Raw genomic sequence first — 23,385 nt, 5'->3', positions numbered from 1 at the left:
TACCAAAACGGAAATAATGAATTAAAATGACAATAAGATGGTTACAAGAGTCGAAACAAATGTTCCAGAAGCGATATTTTGGGGGAGTTAGAATAAAAAAAAGTCTGAACTCATTATAAGTTCAGACTTTTATTACCATAAAAAAGACAGTATCACATTACTGTTGAAATACCTCTTTCAAATACTTAATATTCGTACCATAATTCTTTTTCACATTCCGCACGTCATCCTTGTCACGCGAACGTTCTACCACCAGCCATCCACTCCATCCCATCTTATCCAGTGTCTTTTTCACCTTATTCATATCCAATCGTTTATTATAAGGTAAAGTCACTCCATCGGTATCCGTACAGTGAATCTGGCAAATCCTCTTTTTCCCCAGAATCTTCAGCTCCTTGCACAAATCCCTTCCATTCTCCAATGCATTTTGAAATTTAAAATAGATCTTGATTCCGGGAGAATTAATTTCTTTCAGTAGTTTCACATCTCCTTTTGCGTCCAGTTGAGTTTCAATACCAATCACCACTCCCTCAGAAGCAGCCATATCTCCTACCTCCTTCAAGCGTTTTACAACTTCTGTTCGTAGTGCCGGAATCTTTTCCCATCCGGCTTTGACTCCTCCTAAAGGAAGAAAGGCTACTTTGGCATTCATCACTTTCATGGCATGAAGGCAATCTTGAACTAAATCTTTATAGTTAGCCCGCTCCAGAAAAGACTGTCCATAGAAACCGGACATGGCAATAGAAGAAACTTCTAATTGATATTTTTGAGCTGTTTCACGAAATAACTGCTGGAAATGAGGTTCGCGCAATTTATTATCAAACATTTCCCTCTTGCCAAGACCACCCATATCCAATTCTACACCGTCACCATTCAATTCATGTACCAATTGAAATGAACCGATTTTCTGACGCTTCAGAATCATCCAGTCACATACGGCTATTTTATAACGTTGTTCCTTTTGCTGCGATCCGGCAATTGCCAATAGAGGAAAACACTCTGCAAGTATCAATATCCAAAGGATATGTTTGAATAAATTTCTTCTCATTTTTTATTTTATTGCATACGATTTACATAGTAGACGTACGGAATAGATTTTTGTAATCACCTATAAAAGAGAGAATAACTAAAAATACAACAGAATATAATTTAATAAAAGTAAGATAGTGACGGTATCCAAGACAAATAGTGACGCTATCATGGTCCGATACCGTCACTATCCCAAGCATATACCGTCACTATTTCCGATGAAGTAATAACAGAAATAAATGTAAAAAAAATGGGCTGCCGAACTATAAGAAGTCCGACAGCCCTGTCAACCCAAAAACGATACCTATGAAACACTGTGTGTTATTTCAAATCAAACTTTAAATATTTGCCGTGAACAAGTTCATCATGTGTGATATGATATTTATTGAACTTCTTGCCATTCAATAGTACCTTATCAATATATAAAGCTCCTGGTTGAGTACGATTGGTTTCAATCACCAGTTCGTTCTCTTTATACCATTTCGGATCTAACCGGATCGTTACCTTATTAAAGACCGGAGTCGTCAATGTATATTCGGGTAATCCGGGACAATCCGGATAAAAGCCAATCATATTGAAAATAGCCCAGGAAGACATCGTTCCCGTATCATCATTTCCTGGAATACCATCAGGTTTTGTTGTAAAGTACTTATCTAATAAACGCTGCGTCTCTTTCTGTGTACGCCATTCTTCACCTTTAAAGTATGAGAATAAATGAGCATAAGCAATATCCGGTTCATTTGCCGGGTCGTAAAGTCCTTCGTCAAAAACCATTTGTAGCTTATCGATAAAAGGTTTCTTTCCACCCATTAATTTCGCCAAGCCATATACATCATGTGGTACATAGAACGTATAATTCCAGGAATTACCTTCATGAAAACCGGGATTCGGTTCAAAGTTCTCTCCCTGTCTCGGATTAAACGGGCTATAAAACGTTCCATCGGGGAGAATCGGACGGAAAGTACCAAATTCTTTACTATAATAATGTTTGTATCCTAAAGAACGTTTATAGAACATCTCTGCATCTTTCTTTTTACCTAAAGCAGCTGCAAAACGAGACAATGCAAAATCGGCAATATAATATTCCAATGCATGAGAGACGGAATTGTCATACTGTTCACGAAGGGGTACATATCCTTTAGACATATAATCATCATTATCAGGACGCATCAAGTTTTCCGCCCCCGGTAACGTAGCAGATTTGTACATTGCCTCATAAGCCAAATCAACATCAAAGTCACGCAAACCTTTCATCCAGGTATCTACAATTACCGGAATACTCGGATCACCTTCCATTGTCAATGTTTCTCTGCCATATAATTCCCACTTAGGCAACCATCCATGTTCACGATACATATCAAGCATTGTGCGCACCATTTCCATCTGACGTTCCGGATAAACCAAGGTCAGCAATTGATGAACATTGCGGTAGGTATCCCAAAGAGAAAATACGGTATAGCGATCACCTTTGGTTGTCAGGATCTTATCACTTTCCATTGCCGGATATTCTCCGTTCACATCCTGCAAAATATTAGGATGAATCAGCAAATGATAAAGCGCTGTATAAAACACAGTCTTTTGGGCATCTGTACCACCTTCCACAGTTATGCGTGACAAGTCATCATTCCATTTGGAACGTGCTTCCGCATGGATCTTCTCAAAATCCTTTCCAGCCTGTTCACGATCCAGATTCAAGCGGGCATTTTCTATGCTTACAAAAGAAACTCCCATTTGTACTTCTACCTGTTCACCTTCTTCTGTATCGAAGGAGAAATAAGTACCAATGTCATCTCCTGCTATTTCTTTTCCGTAACGAGTATAAAGTTTATACTTTCCCTGATCCTTATCCCATTCAGCCTCAACACCCATCATCGGACGTTGTTTCTTCCAATACCCTGTTGCAGAAGGATTCTTCTTAACCCGCAACACAAAGTAAATGGGGAATACAGCTTGAGGATTATAACAAAATGTACCAAGTAGTTTGACTCCTTCCACTTCACAATCGCTTACACGACGAAGCATAGCGCCACTCTCATTCGTTAACCCCTCACCCAGATTCAGCAAGATATGACTTTTTCCTTTCGGAAAAGTAAAACGGGCAATACCGCTACGCGGAGTAGCCGAGACTTCTGTTTTTACATTATATTTAGTCAGATAATTAGAATAATAGCCCGGTGAGGCCTGTTCATCCTTATATTTACTACCATATTCTTTATAATCCACATTCAGTTCTCCGGTAGTAGGCATCAACAATAAAGAACCTAATTCCGGACAACCGACTCCACTCAAATTCACATGAGCATATCCAGTAAAGAAACAGTTTGTATATTCATAAGGCGTAGACCACCATCGGGCATCTTTATCATAGGTGTTTTCGGAAGATCCCATCACATTGAAAGGAACCACAGACATCATACCATTGGGGCAAATCGCTCCCGGATTGGTCGTTCCGAAATTTGTAGTTCCGATAAAAGGATCCACATAATCTATCAAAAGACTTTTATCCGTATTTTTAAGGGGAGGGCTTCCCCCTTCCCCCGCATAAGCGGAAAGAAGGGAAAAAGCAAGTGTGTAAGTTAATATAATACGTTTCATATCTTTATTAAATGATACTCGTTCGTTTCGTAAAATCGATAATCTCTTTTATATATCCGAAGGCCATACCTACCACAGTATCTGCCGCACCATAATAAACAGCAACACGTTCACCATCTTGCAAAGCAGCACAGGGGAATACTACATTAGGAACGTCACCTTGAAGTTCGTAAGGAGCAGCCGGACCAATCAGATATTCACGTGTACGATAGAGGACTTTTTCCGGATGATCTTTATCTAATATGGCAGATCCCATAGCGTAACGGAAACCATTACAAGTAGTAATTACACCATGATAGAACAGTAACCAGCCTTCATCAGTAAGGAAAGGAACTGAACCTGCACCAATCTTTGTACACTGCCAAGCACTTTCCGGGAAAGGAGTCACTTTCATTACACAACGGTGTTCACCCCAATATTTCATATCCGGGCTATAGCTGATGTATATATCGCCAAACGGAGTATGTCCATTATCACTGGGACGACTCAACATCGCATACTTGCCATCGATCTTCTGCGGAAAAAGTACACCATTACGATTGAAAGGCAAGAAAGCATTCTCGCACTGGAAAAACTCCTTAAAGTCAAAAGTATAGGCAATACCAATTGTAGGGCCATGATAACCATTACACCAAGTCACCCAATAACGGTCTTCAATCCATGTAACACGAGGGTCGTATTTATATTCCGACTCAATCATTTCCGTGTTGCCTGCCTTAAACTGAATAGGTTCATGATTGATATCCCAATGAATTCCGTCCTTACTAAAACCTGTAAAAATATTCATTTGTACAGCTTTGTTATCACAACGGAATACGCCTGCAAAACCATCCTCAAAAGGAACAACAGCACTATTGAAAATACTATTAGATGAAGGAATATGATAGCGTCCGATAACTGGATTTTGTGAGTAACGCCACATAACGTCCGTACATCCGACAGGACGATCTTCCCAAGGAATTTGAATTTTATTCATAATCGTTGATTTTATATTATTTATTTTTTGAGTCATCATACGTGAAAGGTATGAAATAAGTAATCAGAAAAGCTGGAATAGTTGCGATTAACACATAGATAAAGAAATTACGATATCCTAATAAGTCACTAAGATAACCACTAACCATTCCCGGAAGCATCACTCCCAGATTCATGATTCCTGAAGCAAATGCGTAATGTGACATTTGATGTTTGCCTGGAGCAATCTGTTGCATCATGAACAAGGTCAGTCCGACAAAACCAAAGCCATAACCAAAATATTCCATTGTTATACAAGTTCCGATTAGATATACATTAGTAGGCTGTGTAACTGCCAAAAAAGTATAAGCCACAAATGGAAGATTAAAAATACAACAGAGAGTGAAAAGTGTCTTTTTCAATCCAAACTTAGAGACATAAATGCCAGCCAACAATGAGCCTAAAACAAAAGCAGCGGAACCAAAGATACCATTTAGTGTGCCAATCTCTGTTAACGACAATCCTAAGCCGCCTACATCCTTTGACGCACGTAAAAACAGCGGAGCTATTTTCATTATAAAGCCTTCTGCCAAACGATATAAAATAATAAAACAGATATAGTAGAGAATATGCTTTTTAGTAAAGAAATTAGCAATTACTGCTACCAATTCGTGCCCAACTTCTGATGCAGTTTTCTTCGTTGTTAACGGGACCTGTGTAGAAGGTAGCATTTTTATATGATAAATACCGATCAGTACCATTATTGCTGCAATTACGCCGAAAATAATCATCCATGCAGATGAATACGCACCTTTGTTAGCATCTATTGAAGCGCCTTCTATTGCTCCGAAGTACTCTGCCAATGCTCCTGCCATAGCAACTAATCCTCCATTAGCAACCAATTTAGCTACATTATAAAAGGCACCCTGCACTCCGATATATTTTGCCTGATCTTCTTTGTTCAATTCAGCCATATATACACCATCACAAGCAATATCATGCGTTGCTCCACTAAAGGCAATCACTGCCATCGTAGAGATACTTATGGCGAAAAAGTAATCGAAAAACAAAGAAAAGGCTACTACTCCAAACAATACACCACTCAATAATTCTGTGATCAATACGAAGAATTTTTTAGTTCGATACATTTCAAGAAAAGGACTCCACAAAAATTTCAGTGTCCAAGGCATCATAATCAGAGAAGTCCAGAATGCAATTTGCGTATCCGAAATTCCAAGATCCTTAAACATGAAAACAGAAACCAAATTAATAGCAATAAAGGGAAGCCCCATTGCAAAATAAGCGGTAGGTACCCAGCAAGCCGGGTTAATAGTTTTTCGTTGAGAAGCAGTTTTATTCTGTTGCATAAATCATAGTATATAGATGAAAAAATTCATTTTTCTGACCCATCTATATATAATACAACTAAAAGGGGGAAACTACTAACGTCTCCCCCCTACTTTTTTTATTTTATTATCACTTCGTCTATAAAGAACCACGAAGGATGCCCTACACCATAATGCCAAGTCGGACATTCTTTCGTTCCAGTGACTTCTACTTTCACATAACGAGTTTTTATCGGTTCGGCTGAATCAGCCTTGACTCCACGGAACTTTACCTCACCTGTACGTTCTTCTGGTAAATCAATCGTTTTCCAATGTGTATAATGCTCACCGTCTTCGGCGTATGAATAAACCACCTTTAGAGGAAAAAGAATCCAAGCTCCTATTTGATGAAGAAAATCTGTTTCCACACTTTGTATGTCTCTTGTTTCGCCCAAATCTATAACAAATGCGCCATCGGTTCCTTCCCAACCAATCCAGCTGTCAACAAAGGTTGCTCCACCAAACAAACCGTCAATCAATGCGTTTTTTCCTAATGCTGCATATTTTCCGGTAGGAGGAATCAGATAAGTAACTTTTGCACCCAAAGCCAAACTTTTTTCTTTCTGCGGCATGTAACGTTCCTTATACAATTTACAATAGTCTACCGGTGAATTGGAACGCTCATTCAATGTAGGAACTTGAAACTCTTTCACGCGTTCCTCAAAAAGGTCTAACTTTTTATTGATATCCACCAAGTCTTTTTCCGTCTCTGTTCGTGCTATTTCCAGTTCTGAATATTGAATTGGCAGACGTGCCCGTTGAACTCGTTTTAAAAAATCTGGTTCTGCCGCAACAGCCTTTTCAGCCAAATCAAATAAATGATTATAACGACGCATCAAAGCAGGCTTTAGCATGCCATACTTATGTGATACGGGTGAATCATATATCCACAACCGCTGTCCACTACCAATTAATGCGCCTTCCATTATCTTTATGTACTGATAAAGATATGGCGCTGCTTCACCATAATATCCATGCAGAAAATGTTGCATCAATGAGTCTACATTAACTTCGGGATTCCACATTAATTTTGACACTAAATAAGCGCGAAGTTCTGCAAAATCTCCTCCCCTACTCCCTGCTATTTGAGAGAAATGCATGGTGGCATGATTCTTTTTGAAAAGACGGATATTGTCCTGTAAAATATGGAAATTAGGAAATGGAGCCAGATAATTATCAAAGTTAATACCGTAATCCCACACGAAAATATTATTGGTAATCTTAGACCATCCTTCCATGGCTTTCACAAACTCTTTTCCCGAAGCATTCTCCGTCAAAGTTACTTCACGGTCACAGTCAATATCACACAACATAATATTCACATTCGGCAAAGGTTTCACATGCTTCGGAGGATTCATAGTATATAGATAAGCCAATGTGGAAAATTCTTTATCCGGGAAACGGGCCGCCAATTTATTCAGAAAAGTGATTATGCTTCCTGATAATGCTCCTTCATAATCATCAATTGCCTTACAAGCATCACACGTACAATTTGTATAATTACCATCATTCTGACTTACAGACATGATATGTTTATCTGGATTTGCTTTGAAAATAGAATCAACACGTTGAGCAACAATCTCAAAAACCTCCGGATTACTCAAACACCACTGACTGGCCTTTCCCGGGTGGCGTTTTCCTTTGAAGTAAGAATAATATTCCGGATGTTCTTTCCCATAAATGGATGAAGGCAGAAGCTTATCAAAAGTATGCACCCAATAACCGGCAGCAAACACTTCATTCGGTTCCTCTAAACGATTCCACCACTTATAAATAGAGTCTGTATGAATAGCATAACATTGTGTCTGACGGTAACGAAAGCCCGGATTCTCAACTTTATTAATGAAGGGTAAGTTCACCGTTTTTGAAGGGGTAAGAGAATATTCATTCTCTCCCCAATAATCGATACCCCAATATTGCTCCAATAAAGTAACAACCCCATATACAACACCGTTTTCTTTACCTGATATTTTTAGAATACCATCTTGAGTAGAAATAGAGAATCCATCCTCTGTTACTTCCGCCGGAGATTGACCACCAATGATAATATCTCCTTTTCGAGGTGTTTTATCATTTTCAATAGGAAGTACAACTCCCGAAATTTCAGTAAGAAAACGTTGTAAGAATTGCGCTGACGTCTTACTATTTGGCATCTTGTCCTGCACAATGATGCGAGCACTACTTTTGCCATCTTTTACGAGTGTTATTTGTGCTGAAACAGTACCACATACCACCAGCAAAACAGATAATAACCAATGTTTCATGTTTGTTAGAATTTAAGTTTATATGAGTATTTACTAGAAGTACAATTCAGGAGAATAAAGTTCTAATAAATTATGGATACTTTAACATATAAGAAAGAGGATATGCCATTAGACACATCCTCCTCTCTCAATAAATTATTAGTTTAGAACATTTTATTTATCAAATCTGATATTATGTTCCCACTTTTGGAGAGCACCATTAGATGTTGCATTGTGTCCGTTTCCTGTAGCATCTCTAAAGGAAGTGCCATCTCCTTCATCCATTGGCCAAAGGGCTATCAAATTCGGATTTTTAGGATTGACTTCGAAATACATATTGTTTGCGATCTCCGATTCTGTACGAGCTACTTTCCACAGACGAACCTGACTCATAGCACAATTATTACGGAAATAGCTACCACTATCCACTATTTTCATAAAATCAAAACGTACACTTCCACCTTTCGGCGCAGGAGGATCAAAGAAGGTGTCTTGTTTTCCATTTCTATAAATGGTAAGTGTTGTTCCATTATAAACGAAAGCCCAATGATACCAAGTGTTTGCCTCCAAATCACTGGCTGTTTGTTTTTGCCCTCCCAAAGACTTTATCTGTAGATAATTGTAAGGCCTATTGGCATCTCCAAAACGGATATAGATTTCATGATCATTACTTCCGGAAGTGAAAATAGCCTGATTATTTATACCATAACCATCCATACGTACCCATGCTTCCAATGTCCATGCATCTACTGTAATTCCCCAATCCGTTTCAGGAAGTGTTGTTACATTTCCGGCACTACCACGTAATACAGGAACAGAAACATTCAAAGGCTTAGCTAATACATAAATAAATTTACTTTGAGCTTTTGATTTTACAATATTACCTTTTACAACATTTCCTAATGTGAGAGGAATGGCATAAGTAATACCATTAGTCACAAAATCATCCACATGAAGTCGATAATTGGCACTAATTTCACCTGCCGGAATCGTCACTGTAGTATTATTGGGGAGCATATCGGCTGGCAAGACTTCATATTCCGTACCGCTAGTTGCATTGTATTCAGCCAGTAATTCAGGAGAGAACTGGATTTCCACTTCCACATCTTCCATAACTTTTTGAGCTAAACGCACAACAACATTAATGTCTGCACCGTCATCCATAGTAACAGTAGTAGCATTGTTTGTACCAGCCGCATCTGTTATGTAAAGGCTGTTTAACTGTGCCTTATATTCTGCATTCTCACATCCTATAAAAAAGAATGCTGACAATACAATCATAAGACTTGATAAATAGATATATTTCATAATTTTCATTCTTATAAAGTTCGTTTAATCATTATTCTTCGTTAACAGCATTCATGCGATTATAGAAATTTCTATATATGTTTGTAATTCCCTGACGCAAGAAATAATATTCCGGTGAACCATCATAATCGCCCTTACCTTGTGCATAGTCAAAACCTACACGATAAAGGCCACATCCACCAATTAACTGGTCTATTTCATAAGGTTTTCCATTAACAGTATAAGTATTTTTATATACGTAGTTTGACATCCCTAGGAATCCTCCTCCACTATTAGCATACGATTCAAAATTCTCGGTAGCTATGGTTCTGCGGACAATTTCATCCGGAGTAATAACTCCCTGTTGTATCCAATCATCCATATCACGCAATACGCCTGTCATTCTATAATCTGCCATTCCACCATAAGCTTGCAATACAAAATAGTCTACATAGTATGAAAGCCATTCTTTATCCATACCTGTTCGAACTCCAACTTCACCGTCAATCAAGAAAAGAAGGCGTTTCTCTGGCATAGGACGGTCTCCACGATCGCGGTTAGGATCCATAGCACCATGTCCAAACCAATAGGAAAGTTCCTCGACGAAAATAGTTCTCTGTACTTTATTTGACCAAAGTGGACCAGCTCCCATTCCACCACCAGGTTCATAATCCCAGTCATAACCATCATATCCACATTCAAGACAAGCTTTATAAATATCCTCTGCATAGGCTTTAATTGCAGGTCTCACCTTTTCCGGATCACTACTGGTTCCAGCTTCGTGATAAATTTCTTTATCCGGCAGGTCGTCGCCTACATTTTGAGAAAATAAAGTAACAACAACCTTTGTACCTTTCACTTTTTGTACATATTCCATATCAGCCTTTCGCTCCGAAGTTAATTCAAATTTCGGATGCCCACCCCAGTTGGAAGCAATGGTTACAGAATCAGGCAGACCTCTCAAGCTATTTTCACCGGTAGGAGAAGTTCCTGTCCAATTGTCGAACCAAACGAACACTTGTGGAAGTCCCGGTGTTTCTTTCCACTTGCGCAAAGCAGCATAATATTCATCAGTTTTAATTGTTTGATTCAAATCGACATCATTAATAGATTCCACATCCGTACATCCAACGAAGAATATAGCGGCAAATGCAAATCCGAATGCATTTTTTATATGCTTTATATTCATATTCTATATTTTATCAGGTTAAAAATTAATTCTTTTTCGCCCACCACAAATCTGTAGCTCCGGTGTCCGGGCCACCTAACATAGTTGCAATAGCTGCTTCTACATTGGCTGAGTTACTAGATTTTTCCGTTGTAGGATATGGTAAACGACGTACCATACGTTTACTATCAATATCACCGATATAGCCAACAGAGCTTAGATTATCTCGCGCCGTAAACAATTCAGGATAACCAGTACGGCGATAATCACACCACGCCTCAATTCCCAATGGATAGTTGGCAATCCATTTTTGAGTAATAATCTTCTGAAGTTTATTACTTCCGTTTTCCCATGCAACAGTAGGAACATCAGTAAATGAAATATTATTTTGAGAGTTCCATCGATCTGTATACCCTTGAGGAGCAACTGTACTTGAAAGATAGTCACCAATCTCTACACCATATTGATTCATTGAAACTTGAATACCTTGTTCATAGTAACTCTTAGCTGCCGCTGTTCCACCTGCAATCCATCCTTGTAAAGCCGCTTCAGCTTTTAAGAAATAAGTCTCTGCCGCATAAAAAACTGGCATAGGAGAAGCATCTGTTACAACTGGTTTAGAGTACCTTGCAGCACTACCTTCAACGCTTTTACTTGTATCTTTAATTCCCATACGCACACCACGATACTCCCTATACGAAGTCGAAGTATTCATATATTTGCTGATACGTGGATCATTATATCCATTCATGTATGCAGAAAGTGTTGCATTGATAGCTAAGTCACCCCAATCTGAAGCAATCCAAAATGGGTTATATGGCATAGATGGAAAAAAGGCATTATCATTATTAGATTCTATTACTCCACCATCAATCGCTTCTGCCATCATTTGTTTGGCATATTCTGTATCTTCAGTATTAGAAGCGATACGTACAGCCATACGAAGTTTTAAAGAGTTAGCGTATTTGATCCATTTACTAAAATCACCATTATATATGATATCATATTCGGCAACAGGTACTTCTTTTCCTTCATTTTCCTGAACAAATGCCAAAAGTACGTTGATACTACGTGTCAAATCATCAAACATATTATGATAGAGTGTTTTCACATCGTCATATGCCACTTGGAATTCTCCCTTTCCCATTTCAGAGTAAGGGATAGGACCATAAATATCAGCTACACGAAGCATAACACCGACCCGCAGAATAGACGCCCACGCATAAATATATCCAGTACCTCCTGTAGATTCTTTTATTGTCTGGAAATTCGGATAAAACTCCGTAAACATATCTTTATAAGGAACATCTACCCAGTCAGCACTAGGATTGAATGTTCCAAAATTAGTACCATTCCAAGGGGCAGTTGTTGCAAAATACCCGCCATACTGCCCTACCATTTGTTCAGTGTGTTGACTGTTATTTTCCTGACAGGCATTCAATAAGCGAGTCATAGCCACAAACAACGTACCGACCCGTTCCGTCGGAGTCATATCTTCGGGATACACGTCTGTTGGATGTGTGTTTAATTCGTCAAAGTTTCCCGTACATGAAGCGAATAGCAGAGTAGTAGTGAAAGCTGCCACACTTACAGTCTTAATTATATTGAATCTTTTCATCATTCGTTGCTTTATTAGAATTGTACTTTTATACTAAATCCCATGTTTCTCAAGCTAGGTTGCATGAAATAATCCACACCAGTATAGAAAGTGCTGGTAGATGACGCAACCAATTCAGGATCGAACGGTGCCTTGCAATATATCATGGCCAGATTATTTCCTATTAAACCTAATGTTACATCAGCAATGTTATACAACCACTTTTTAGGGAGTGTATATTCAAGACTAACCTCCTGCAAACGAATATTGGTTGCTTCATATACATAGTGGTCACCTTCACCAGTACCAGCCGCTACTATGCCGAGATAATCCTTAGCGGATACATTTCTGTTATTGATAGTTACTCCTCCAGCCTGACGAAGTTGTGCGCTATATTCGGAAACACCACAACGATCAAGGAAAGCTTGTGTATTAGATACAACCAAACCACCAAAACGCCCGCTTAACAATACATTCAGACGTAAACCTTTATAAGTAAATGAGTTTCTCCATCCTAAATTAACCTTGGGAAGCAATGAACCTATTTTCTTATATTCGGTTTCCACCATACTTGGCAAACCAGTCTTGGCATCCAAATAGATATAACCATTATTATCGCGTTTAAAGTCGCGGTTGATATATAAGTCTCCCATAGAGCCACCTTCTGTCAGGCGTACTACCGGTGAAGTGGAGCCTCCCAATCTTGCTTTGTCTACATAAGGCATTTCAATCGGTTCACCCGTAATTCTGTTTGTAACACCATCAGCCAATCTTTTAATTTTATTCTTATTATAAGTAAAAGTAAAATTACTGGACCAACCGAAATCACGCCACTCATTTTTGTATCCTAAGGCCATCTCTATACCTTGGTTCTGTACACTACCTGCTTGGATGTTAACAGCCGTATACCCAGAACTTGCCGGAAGAGGCGCAGCGAATGTTTGGTTACGTGTATCAGAGTTGTAATAAGTAATATCAAAATTCAATGTATTCTTGAAGAAACGCATATTCAATCCCGCCTCATAAGATTTAGTAATTTCCGGTTTCAAATCAGAGTTTGGATACAAAGATTCTGCTTTATATTGGTCAAGCTGATCATCATAAACATAACGTACCTTTGTCAAATATGGATCATAGGCATTACCCACCGAAGTGAAAGAAAAACGTGCTTTTAAGAATGAGAACCATTCAGGCAAATCAATAACTTCACTCAAAATGCTTGAAAGACCAATAGAAGGATAGAAAAACGGTTTATTTCCTCTTTCTGAAAGAGCCAGAGAAGAATCCCAGTCAGCACGTCCGGTGAGACTTAAGTAGAGAAAACTTCTCCAGCCTATTTCCGCATTGGCAAAAACTGATTGTGTCTGACGCTTTAAACCATCAGCATTTACTTTATAATAGCCACTGCGTGTAAGGTTTTCGATGGTAAAATGATTAGTTACATTGTTCAAGTCTCCATGCAAAGAAGTCAACTCCATACGAAGATCCTTAATAGAAGCGCCCAAATTGGCCGTTACATTAAATTCATTGAACGTTTTATTGAAGTTTACCAATACATCAGCATACACTTGTCTGTCTAGACGGTTTTCTTCTTTATATCGCCCTTTTGGACCGGCAAAATTACCGACCGTACCTGCGTAGAATTTTTCGGTGTATTTACTTTCGGTATTATCGATGCTCACACGTCCTTGTACATTTAGCCCTTCAATGATGTTATATTGTAGACTAGCAGCCAATTTATAACGTCTTCTATCGTTCTCACGATTCATACGATTCATAATCCAATAAGGATTTTGAGACGAAACACCGCCTAAATCACCATATGGCCAATACTGAGTATTTACACCCGACAAATCATCATAACGTTCGTATACAGCTACATCAGAAAAATCTTCGCCACGTGGGAACAAGTACAAAGAAGTAAGCGGGTTAAAATACTGCCCTTGCGATACCATATTCTTATCGTTTTGAATAATATAGTTAGCACTTGTATCCAAAATAAACTTATTATTCAAGAAGTTGGTAGTATTACGGAATGAGAAATTATATCTATCATAGTCATTATTGGGCATAATGCCTGTTGCATTAGTTGTGGCTACAGAGATATAGCTTTGACTCTTATCATTACCTGTAGAGAGAGAAAGAGCATTGGATACATTACTTCCTGTATTAAAGAAATTTGCAGGATCGTATCTCTTATCAGTTTCTAATCCCCAGCTCATCATTTCCCCTGTCATATTACCATAAGTGTTTTGAAACTTAGGCATCATCATAGGATCACTGAATGTGGTATTATTGCTATAAGTCACGGTTGTCTTATCAGCACGTCCCTTCTTAGTAGTAATTAATACTACTCCATTAGCCCCTTCATATCCATACAATGCAGCTGCAGAAGGTCCTGTCAACAACGACATGCTCTCAATATCATCCGGATTAATGTCAGCTATTGATTCACTGCTCGGTTGTGTAGCCATAGCTCCATCACCTCCGGAAGAAGCACGATTATACATTGGAATACCATCAATCACATAGAGAGCGTTATTATTTTGCGTAATAGATTTGGCACCTCGCATTACAACCTTTACACCACCGCCTGGACCTGACGCACTAGAATTAATCTGTACCCCTGCTGCTTTACCAGCCAGTGCTCCCATAAAGTTAGTACTCTTTACAGTTGTAAGTTCATCCCCTTTCACCTGTTGTACATTATACGTCAATGCTTTCTCTGACCGCTTGATACCTAATGCAGTAACAACTACTTCGTCCAATACTTGCGTATCTTCTCCTAAGGTAACTTTCAAGGATTGTGCGTTGGCAAGTGTGATTGCTTGGGAGAAAATCATTTTCATATACTTTCCCCTAAATTCTATTCTTGTTAGATAAATAGATTAGATGTTCTATTCTTAATATGTCAGGCTAAATATAACTGAGCAAATTCAATGAATAAGAGAAAAAGTTTGCAAGATTGCGTATGAATATGCAGTAATTAAATTGTTTTTATTCATGTATGTGGTATGAATATCCGATAAAAGACGTTTGTTCAGGAATGTTCCACACCGAGAATCACTTCGTTTCTCGGTGTGGAACATTTTGATTCTTTAAATGGGACCTAATAAATCATTTAAAGAATAATAATAACTTGTTTTTTAGTAGTTGTTTTCTTCTGATTAGTGTCGATAACACAAAGAACGGAATCTTTCTATTTGATTAATATTATTGATATTAGACATTATTCTATCACTATACAGGTGATAAAAAGAAAGAATTGCAATAATATCAAACTTTTTTATTTAAATTACGTTTGGCTAAAGTGGAAATCTCTGCGTTTTTCCAAACCACTCTTGATAGCGGATACATATTCTAAATTATAGATAATCTAAATATGCGTTTTTTAATATTATACTCACTTTTATTCTATATCAATTATTGGTTCATTTTTCATTGTACATACAATTTGCATGCAAATGTATTTATCTAGAAATTAAAGTTAGTCAATAGTTGAGCATTCTTTATTCTCTCCTCTTTTTCAAAGTATGCTAAATAGTGCTCGGTTACAGATAAATTAGAGTGTCCCAAGCTTTCAGAAATATATGAGGTTTTAGCACCTCCACGTTTTAATACTGTAGCAAAAGAATGCCTTGCGGTATAAGTCGTCAATTGAAAAATTCCAATGTCTTGAGCTATCTTTTTAAGTCTCCTGTTACATTTGGTTATAATACGTCGTACCAATCTAATTTTTTCAAAGGCATCTTCGGTTCCTCTAGCATATTTAAAAATATACGTTTGCGAGCTTAATCTTGGATTACCCCATTTTTGAATAATATTCCACATTTCAGGAGTAATAATTGCATGTATCTCTTTGTTATGTTTGGTAGCCCGAGATGTCTTAGAGCGTACAAAGCATATTTCTCCATCTATAATATTTGAATACTGAAGAAATAATAAATCCATAAAATTAATGCCATTACATAAATAAGAAAACACCCAAAGATCCCTAAATTCTTCTATGTCTTTTGTTTCACATTGATAAGACATTACTTTTTTTATTTCAGAAAGAGTAAGTGCTAATTTACGTCCACACCCTTCCGGAATTTCATATTTATTCTTTCCAAAAGGAAATGATGATTCTTTTATGATACCATCATGTACAGCACGATTTAAGACACACTTTAAGGCCCGGAAATAAATGCTTATGCTTGAATAACTTTTACCCTCTGATATCCAAAATCTTTCACAACGTTTAAGCCAATCAATTGTAATGTTTTCCAAAGGTATAGTAGAACCTCCGAAATCTTCCAAACTTTTCAAAGCACTTTGATAGTTTAGGTAGGTATTTGCTTGTTCATTAGCTTCTAGTTCTTTCATCTTTAATCGAAAAGCACTACGCAAAGTCATATCATTCATCTGCCTTCCTAACCTGACGCTTAATGTTTCAATACTAAATTCTCCTCTTTGTATCAGTTCGTTAACTTGTTGCTTAATAGTTGAAAAACTACTTTCTATATCTGATCGAATTTCTGCCAATAACCGGCTTTTTACTTTTAATAACCTTGCCCAATCTTCTTTTGACACTTCCTTCCCAGTTGAGTAATATTTTTGCTTTCTTCTATATACCACTTGAACTTTAACAGGAAACTGTCCACTCTTTTTTGCTCTTCTGGTATCTAATATGGTTAAAACCGAAATTCCATCTTTTGAATATTTGAACATAAAATGAATATTTATATCTATACAATAGGTAAAACATACATATATTGCATGCAAAATGTATGCAAATGTAATAAATCAACTTGATTTTAAAAGGTACATAAGATTCTATTTATCAAATATTTGAGTATTTATTTTTCAATTAGAAATCTTCCTATTCTATTTTTTTTGAAAAAAAATCTTATCTTCGTTTAGTAAGGTTACAACATAGAATGTATTACTATTGAATAAGCGCTTATGGGATTTATTTTAAGTGTAACCTTTAAATTTATTAATTATGAGAAACAGAGATACATGAAACCTTTGTGTGAAAACGGTAATCACATTTATCGTTTCTAATTATGAACTCTCTAAAAACTATTTCTAATTAAAAAGAATAAGATGAAAGAAATTATAAAACACAAGTTCTCACACTTGTTATTCTTCCTTTTGTTAGTTTCGTGTTTTGCTTCAGCTTATGGGCAAGAACGAACGATCACTCTTAATCTATCGAAAGTACCCTTAAACACTGCTTTGAAAGAAATTGAGAAACAAACTTCAATGTCAGTAGTCTATAATACAAATGATGTTGACATAAATCGTGTCGTATCTATCAAGGTAACAAAAGAGTCTTTGAATAATGTAATGAATCAGTTATTCAGAGGAGTTAATGTCAGTTTTTCAATAGTGGATAATCATATTGTACTTTCTGCAAAGAATAATAAAGAAGACCAGCAGAAAAAAACACCAATTACTGTAAGTGGTACTGTTACTGACTCAAAAGGAGAACCGTTGATTGGAGTTAGTATTTTGGTAAAAGGTACTTCAAATGGTACTATCACTGATATGGATGGAAATTTCAAAATACAAGCAGCTAAAGGTGATGTACTTGAAGTATCTTATATCGGTTATGCCTCCCAAGCAATCACACTTGCCAACGCACAATCCTTGAAAGTTACCTTAGGAGAAGATACGCAAGTATTGGACGAAGTAGTTGTTACTGCATTAGGTATCAAGCGAGCAACTAAAGCATTAAGCTATAATGTGCAAGAAGTAAAAGGTGATGAGTTGACAGCTGTAAAGGATGCCAACTTTATGAATTCACTGTCAGGAAAGGTAGCAGGTGTTCAAATTAATAGTGGCGCAACTGGTGCCGGTGGTGCAACACGTGTTGTTATGCGTGGTATGAAATCCCTGACGAAAGATAATAATGCATTGTATGTAATTGATGGTGTACCTATTTTTAATACTGGAAAAAGTGGTGGTGAAGGATTATTTGGCGATATGGGAGGATCAGATGCCGTTGCTGACTTAAATCCGGATGATATCGCTAGTATCAGTATGATGACTGGTCCTTCTGCAGCTGCATTGTATGGTTCTGCAGCTGCAAATGGTGTCGTTTTGATTACCACTAAAAAAGGTCAGATGGAGAAAACTACCATAACGGTATCCAACAGTACTACTTTTTCTAAAGCATATATTATGCCGGATATGCAAAATCGTTATGGTACAAGTTCTGGATTATTCAGCTGGGGAGAATTGACAAACCGTCGATATAATCCGTCTGATTTCTTCGAAACAGGATCCAATGTTATCAATTCGGTTGCATTATCTACAGGAAATACCAAGAACCAGACTTACCTCTCTGCTTCTACTACTAATTCCGGTGGAATTCTTCCGAATAACTCCTACAACCGTTACAATTTTACAGCACGCAATACCACCCATTTCCTGAATGATAAACTCACTTTGGATATCGGTGCACAGTATATTGTTCAGAACAACAAGAACATGGTTTCTCAAGGACAATATTATAACCCTCTCCCATCATTGTATTTATTCCCTCGTGGAGACAACTTTGACGAAATTCGTTTGTATGAACGTTATAACACCAACTACGGTTATATGGAACAATATTGGCCTTATGGTGATGCAAGTTTATCATTACAAAATCCGTATTGGATACAAAACCGCATTAATCGCACATCCAACAAGAAACGTTATATGATGAATGCTTCTTTGAAATGGGAAGCTACAGATTGGCTCAATGTTGTCGGTCGTGTAAATCTGGACAACTCCGACTATCGGAATAAAAATGAGAAATCAGCTTCTACATTAACTACATTCTGTGGTGTTAGCGGTGGTTTTGAAGATGCCATGCGTCAAGAACGTTCTCTATACGCCGACTTCTTGGCTAATATAGATAAAACATTCGGTGATTTTCATTTAACAGCCAATATTGGTGCTTCCATATATCATACTTCAATGGATCAGTTGTACATCGCAGGTGACTTAGTTATCCCCAACTTCTTCCAAATCAACAATATTAATTTCTCTGCCAACTATAAACCGGACCCTACCGGATATGAAGATGAAATTCAAAGTATTTTTGCCAGTGCAGAATTAAGTTGGAAAAATCAACTGTATTTAACTGTAACCGGACGTAATGACTGGGATTCAAAGCTTGCATTTTCTAAACAGCAATCTTTCTTTTATCCGTCAGTCGGTTTATCGGCTTTATTATCAGAAATGGTTAAATTGCCAGAGGTGATTACTTTTGCCAAAATACGTGGTTCATACACAGTGGTCGCCTCCTCTTTCGATCGTTTCCTGACCAATCCGGGTTACGAATACAATAGCCAGACACATAACTGGGCTAATCCGACTGTTTATCCGATGGACAACATGAAACCTGAAAAAACAAAATCTTGGGAAATCGGTTTGAATTTGAAGTTTTGGAAAAATCGTTTCAGTTTGGACGCCACATATTATCGATCCAACACACTGAACCAGACATTTAAAGTGGACATTCCCTCTTCTTCTGGTTACAAACAAGCGATTGTGCAAGCCGGTGACGTGCAAAACCAAGGTCTTGAATTAGCTTTAGGGTTCAGCGATAAATGGGCAGGATTCGGATGGTCTTCTAATGCTACCTTCACTTTAAACCGTAATAAGGTAAAACGACTGGCAAGTGGCAGCGTGAATCCCGTGACCGGAGAAGCTATCCAAATGGATGAAATGAATGTAGGTTGGTTAGGAAAAGAGAATGTAGCTCCTCGTGTCATCCTGACAGAAGGTGGTTCCATGACTGATATCTATGTATACAATCAGCTGACAAAAGATAATAACGGTAACATTAAAGTTGATCAGAATGGTAATTTAGGTATTACCTCATCAAACACTCCGGTAAAAGTCGGCAACCTGGATGCTGATTTCAACCTCGGATGGACCAACCACTTCACTTACAAAGGAATCGACTTGGGAATTGTATTGTCAGCCCGTGTAGGTGGATTAGCTTATTCGGCCACTCAAGGTATTTTAGATTATTATGGAGTATCCGAAACATCTGCAACAGCTCGTGACAATGGTGGTATACCTATTAATAATGGTAAGGTTAATGCCCAAAAGTATTATCAGGCTATCGGTACGGGCGAAGGTGGTTACGGTCGTTATTATCTATATAGCGCAACCAATGTACGTTTGCAGGAATTGAGCTTAAACTATACACTTCCTAAAAGATGGTTTAAAAATGTGGCGAATATTACTTTAGGTATTGTAGGACGTAACTTATGGATGATTTACTGTAAAGCTCCGTTTGACCCGGAATTATCTGCCTCTACCTCCAGTAACTATTATATGAATGTAGACTACTTTATGCAACCTAGCTTGCGTAACTTCGGTTTTAATGTGAAAGTTCAATTCTAAAAGAAAAAGCTAATGTTATGAGAAAATATTTAAGAAATATCACAGTCGGTGCCGCTCTGTTGTTACTGGCAGGAAGTTGTACCGATAAATTTGAGGAGTATAATACGAATCAATACCAAATTCATGATGCTGACCCTGCTACTCTGATGAAGTCTATGATTGAAACAATTGTGAATATTCAGCAAAATGACTCTCAAATGCAAGACCAGATGGTGGGACAATTAGGTGGCTATTTATGCTGTTCTAACACATGGAGTGGTACAAACTTCAGCACATTCAATCAGAGTGATGCATGGAACGCTACGCCCTGGAACACTCCGTTTGAAAAAATATACGGAAACTTTTTCCAGATACAAGAAGCAACTAATTCTACCGGACATTATTATGCCTTTGCCTGTATGATACGCGCCATAACAATGCTTCGTGTTGCAGATTGCTATGGACCGATGCCTTACAGCCAAGTAAAGAAAGGGAATTTCTATGTATCTTATGATACTCAAGAACAAGTTTATACTAATATATTAAGTGATTTGGCCAATGCAGCTGATGTTTTATACAATTATTATGTAGAAACAAACGGTAACGCACCATTGGGAGCCAATGACCCCGTTTTCGATGGAAATTATTCCGGTTGGGCAAAACTGGCAAACTCAATGCGTTTACGTGTTGCAATGCGAATTAGTGGAGCATGGCCTGGCATTGCTCAAGAAGCGGCTGAAGCTGCAGTAACACATAAAGCAGGATTGATTGAAAGTAATTCGGATAATGCCATGCTTTCTTGTGGAACACAGAGTAATCCATATCAACTGGCAGCTGTAAGTTGGGGTGATTTACGTGTGAATGCAAATATTGTAGATTATATGAATGCATATGATGATCCACGTATGTCGAAGTTCTTTAACAAGTCTACCCTTGCCGGAAAGACAGATCAATATGTAGGTATGCGTACCGGAGATGCTGATTTTAAAAAGGCAGATGCAGCTGGGTTTTCTACTCCCGCATATACAGCAACGTCCAAATTAATGGTTTTCTGCGCTGCAGAAACAGCTTTTTTACGTGCAGAAGGAAAATTACGCGGTTGGAATATGGGGTCAAAAACAGCAAAAGCCTACTATGAAGATGGCATTAATCTATCTATGGAACAATATCAAGCTTCGGCTACTGAATACCTGAAGATAGATGAAGCGCCCGTCGTATCACATGAAAGTGACGCTGTACAAAATGCTACTGCAACAATTACCAATACTGTGAGTGTAATGTGGGATGACAGCGAGGCTGATAACGTAAATGGAAAAAATTTCCAACGTATTATCACTCAAAAATGGATTGCCAATTATCCACTGGGATTGGAAGCATGGGCTGAATACCGTCGTACAGGTTATCCGGAACTTTATCCTTGCATCGATAATCTATCTGATTGTGATGTAAGCAGCCAACGTGGTATGCGTCGTTTAAGCTTCCCTTATACAGAAGCACAAAATAATAAAGCTAATTATACCCTGGGAGTGCTAGAACTTGGCGGTGCTGATAATGAAGCTACTGAATTAAAGTGGGCTAAGAAGAACTAATTTATATAATGCATAAAAAGAACTTTTATGAAGAAAATTTATTTATTATACATTGTACTCATATCATTAGCTACAACTTCATTGATCGGTTGTAGTGATTGGACGGAGTCGGAAGCAAAAACTTTTCCCGAATCGATTGTATCGGATGAATATTATGCAGCTTTGCGTGCTTATAAGCAAACAGATCATCAGGTAGCCTTTGGTTGGTTTGGTGGTTGGAGTGGTGAAGGTAGCTATATGAAAAGTTCCTTAGCTGGCATTCCGGATAGTGTAGATATTGTTTCTATTTGGGGAAATTGGTCAAACATTACAGAAGCTCAAAAAAAAGATCTGCAATTTTGCCAAAAAGTTAAAGGTACTCGTTTTACTATGTGTTTTATTATCAGAAGTGTAGGCGATCAAATTACTCCACAGAATATTCGTGATAATTGGGAAAATATGGGATTTTCATCCGAAAAAGAAGCTGTGAATGATTTTTGGGGATGGCCTTCCGATGAATCAAATAAGGAAGCAATAGAAGCATCCATTCGCAAATATGCAAGTGCCATTGCCGATACAGTAAACAAATATGGTTACGACGGCTTTGATATCGATTATGAGCCTAATTTCGGCAACCCCGGCAATATTGTAGACGAAGACGATAGAATGTTTGCATTCGTTGATGAACTAGGCAAATATTTCGGTCCAAAATCAGGAACAGGCAAATTATTAGTTATTGATGGTGAACCACAAAGCATAAAAGGCAGGCCCGAAGTTGGACTGTATTTCGACTATTTTATCATTCAAGCTTACAATGACAGTAGTCCCGGTAGTGATTCTAAACTCGACAAACGTCTTATCACAGGTGGCGTAGCGGGTGCAGGGCTTGTGCAGACTTATGGAAGTGTCATGTCAGAAGAGCAAATCACAAAGATGACCATCATGACTGAAAATTTCGAAGCTACTGATGCTGCTATGAATGGTGGATATGATTACACCGATCGTTATGGTAATAAAATGAAATCTCTCGAAGGTATGGCACGTTGGCAACCAAGTAATGGTTTTCGTAAAGGTGGTGCAGGAACCTATCATATGGAAGCAGAGTATGGAACCTCACCAGAATATAAAAATATACGCCGTGCTATTCAAATAATGAATCCCTCATCACATTCATTACTTAAAAATTAAT

At 37.8% G+C, this 23,385-nt stretch carries 13 protein-coding genes; 3 read left to right on the top strand and 10 right to left on the bottom strand.

Going from position 1 to position 23,385, the window contains the following annotated elements:
• Window positions 1–157 precede the first annotated feature (157 nt).
• From GD631_RS14760 to GD631_RS14715, 10 genes are all read right to left on the bottom strand, one after another.
• On the bottom strand, window positions 158–1,048 hold the full coding sequence (locus GD631_RS14760) for a sugar phosphate isomerase/epimerase family protein (RefSeq protein ID WP_143260103.1): 891 nt from the start codon (window positions 1,046–1,048) through the stop codon (window positions 158–160).
• Between the two features lie 302 nt (window positions 1,049–1,350).
• Window positions 1,351–3,624: a GH92 family glycosyl hydrolase gene (locus GD631_RS14755; protein ID WP_143260102.1), complete on the bottom strand. Its 2,274-nt coding sequence runs from the start codon at window positions 3,622–3,624 to the stop codon at window positions 1,351–1,353.
• 7 nt (window positions 3,625–3,631) lie between these two features.
• Window positions 3,632–4,600, bottom strand: a complete 969-nt coding sequence (locus tag GD631_RS14750; protein ID WP_143260101.1) for a 1,4-beta-mannosyl-N-acetylglucosamine phosphorylase — start codon at window positions 4,598–4,600, stop codon at window positions 3,632–3,634.
• Between the two features lie 16 nt (window positions 4,601–4,616).
• Entirely contained in the window at window positions 4,617–5,945 is a 1,329-nt protein-coding gene (locus GD631_RS14745; RefSeq protein WP_143260100.1) for an MFS transporter, read from the bottom strand.
• 98 nt (window positions 5,946–6,043) lie between these two features.
• A complete protein-coding gene (locus GD631_RS14740) occupies window positions 6,044–8,227 on the bottom strand; it encodes a DUF4838 domain-containing protein (RefSeq protein ID WP_143260099.1) in 2,184 nt (727 codons plus the stop codon).
• Window positions 8,228–8,380: 153 nt separating this feature from the next.
• Window positions 8,381–9,514 (bottom strand): DUF1735 and LamG domain-containing protein, encoded by a 1,134-nt coding sequence (locus GD631_RS14735; protein WP_143260098.1) that lies wholly within the window; start codon window positions 9,512–9,514, stop codon window positions 8,381–8,383.
• 31 nt (window positions 9,515–9,545) lie between these two features.
• Complete coding sequence (locus GD631_RS14730; protein WP_143260097.1) at window positions 9,546–10,682, bottom strand: glycoside hydrolase family 18; 1,137 nt, start codon at window positions 10,680–10,682, stop codon at window positions 9,546–9,548.
• Between the two features lie 25 nt (window positions 10,683–10,707).
• Window positions 10,708–12,282 (bottom strand): SusD/RagB family nutrient-binding outer membrane lipoprotein, encoded by a 1,575-nt coding sequence (locus GD631_RS14725; protein WP_223225923.1) that lies wholly within the window; start codon window positions 12,280–12,282, stop codon window positions 10,708–10,710.
• A gap of 11 nt (window positions 12,283–12,293) precedes the next feature.
• Window positions 12,294–15,107, bottom strand: coding sequence for a SusC/RagA family TonB-linked outer membrane protein (locus GD631_RS14720; RefSeq protein WP_185911480.1), 2,814 nt, complete (start codon window positions 15,105–15,107; stop codon window positions 12,294–12,296).
• Between the two features lie 625 nt (window positions 15,108–15,732).
• Window positions 15,733–16,968 carry a site-specific integrase gene (locus GD631_RS14715; protein WP_143260095.1) on the bottom strand — a complete coding sequence of 412 codons (1,236 nt, stop codon included), beginning with the start codon at window positions 16,966–16,968 and terminating at the stop codon, window positions 15,733–15,735.
• Window positions 16,969–17,346: 378 nt separating this feature from the next.
• Between GD631_RS14715 and GD631_RS14710 the strand changes: the two genes are divergently transcribed.
• Genes GD631_RS14710 through GD631_RS14700 form a run of 3 tightly spaced genes read left to right on the top strand, consistent with a single transcriptional unit; the run spans window position 17,347 to window position 23,384 of the window.
• Entirely contained in the window at window positions 17,347–20,649 is a 3,303-nt protein-coding gene (locus GD631_RS14710; RefSeq protein ID WP_185911479.1) for a TonB-dependent receptor, read from the top strand.
• Between the two features lie 17 nt (window positions 20,650–20,666).
• Window positions 20,667–22,217 (top strand): SusD/RagB family nutrient-binding outer membrane lipoprotein, encoded by a 1,551-nt coding sequence (locus GD631_RS14705; protein ID WP_143260093.1) that lies wholly within the window; start codon window positions 20,667–20,669, stop codon window positions 22,215–22,217.
• 27 nt (window positions 22,218–22,244) lie between these two features.
• Complete coding sequence (locus tag GD631_RS14700; protein ID WP_143260092.1) at window positions 22,245–23,384, top strand: glycoside hydrolase family 18; 1,140 nt, start codon at window positions 22,245–22,247, stop codon at window positions 23,382–23,384.
• Window position 23,385: the final 1 nt, after the last annotated feature.

Origin of the sequence: Bacteroides luhongzhouii (assembly GCF_009193295.2) — a bacterium.
In the GTDB taxonomy this organism is placed as follows: Bacteria; Bacteroidota; Bacteroidia; order Bacteroidales; family Bacteroidaceae; genus Bacteroides; species Bacteroides luhongzhouii.
The sequence above is the reverse complement of the archived record's forward strand: the minus strand, read 5'-3'. Positions and strand labels throughout refer to the sequence as shown.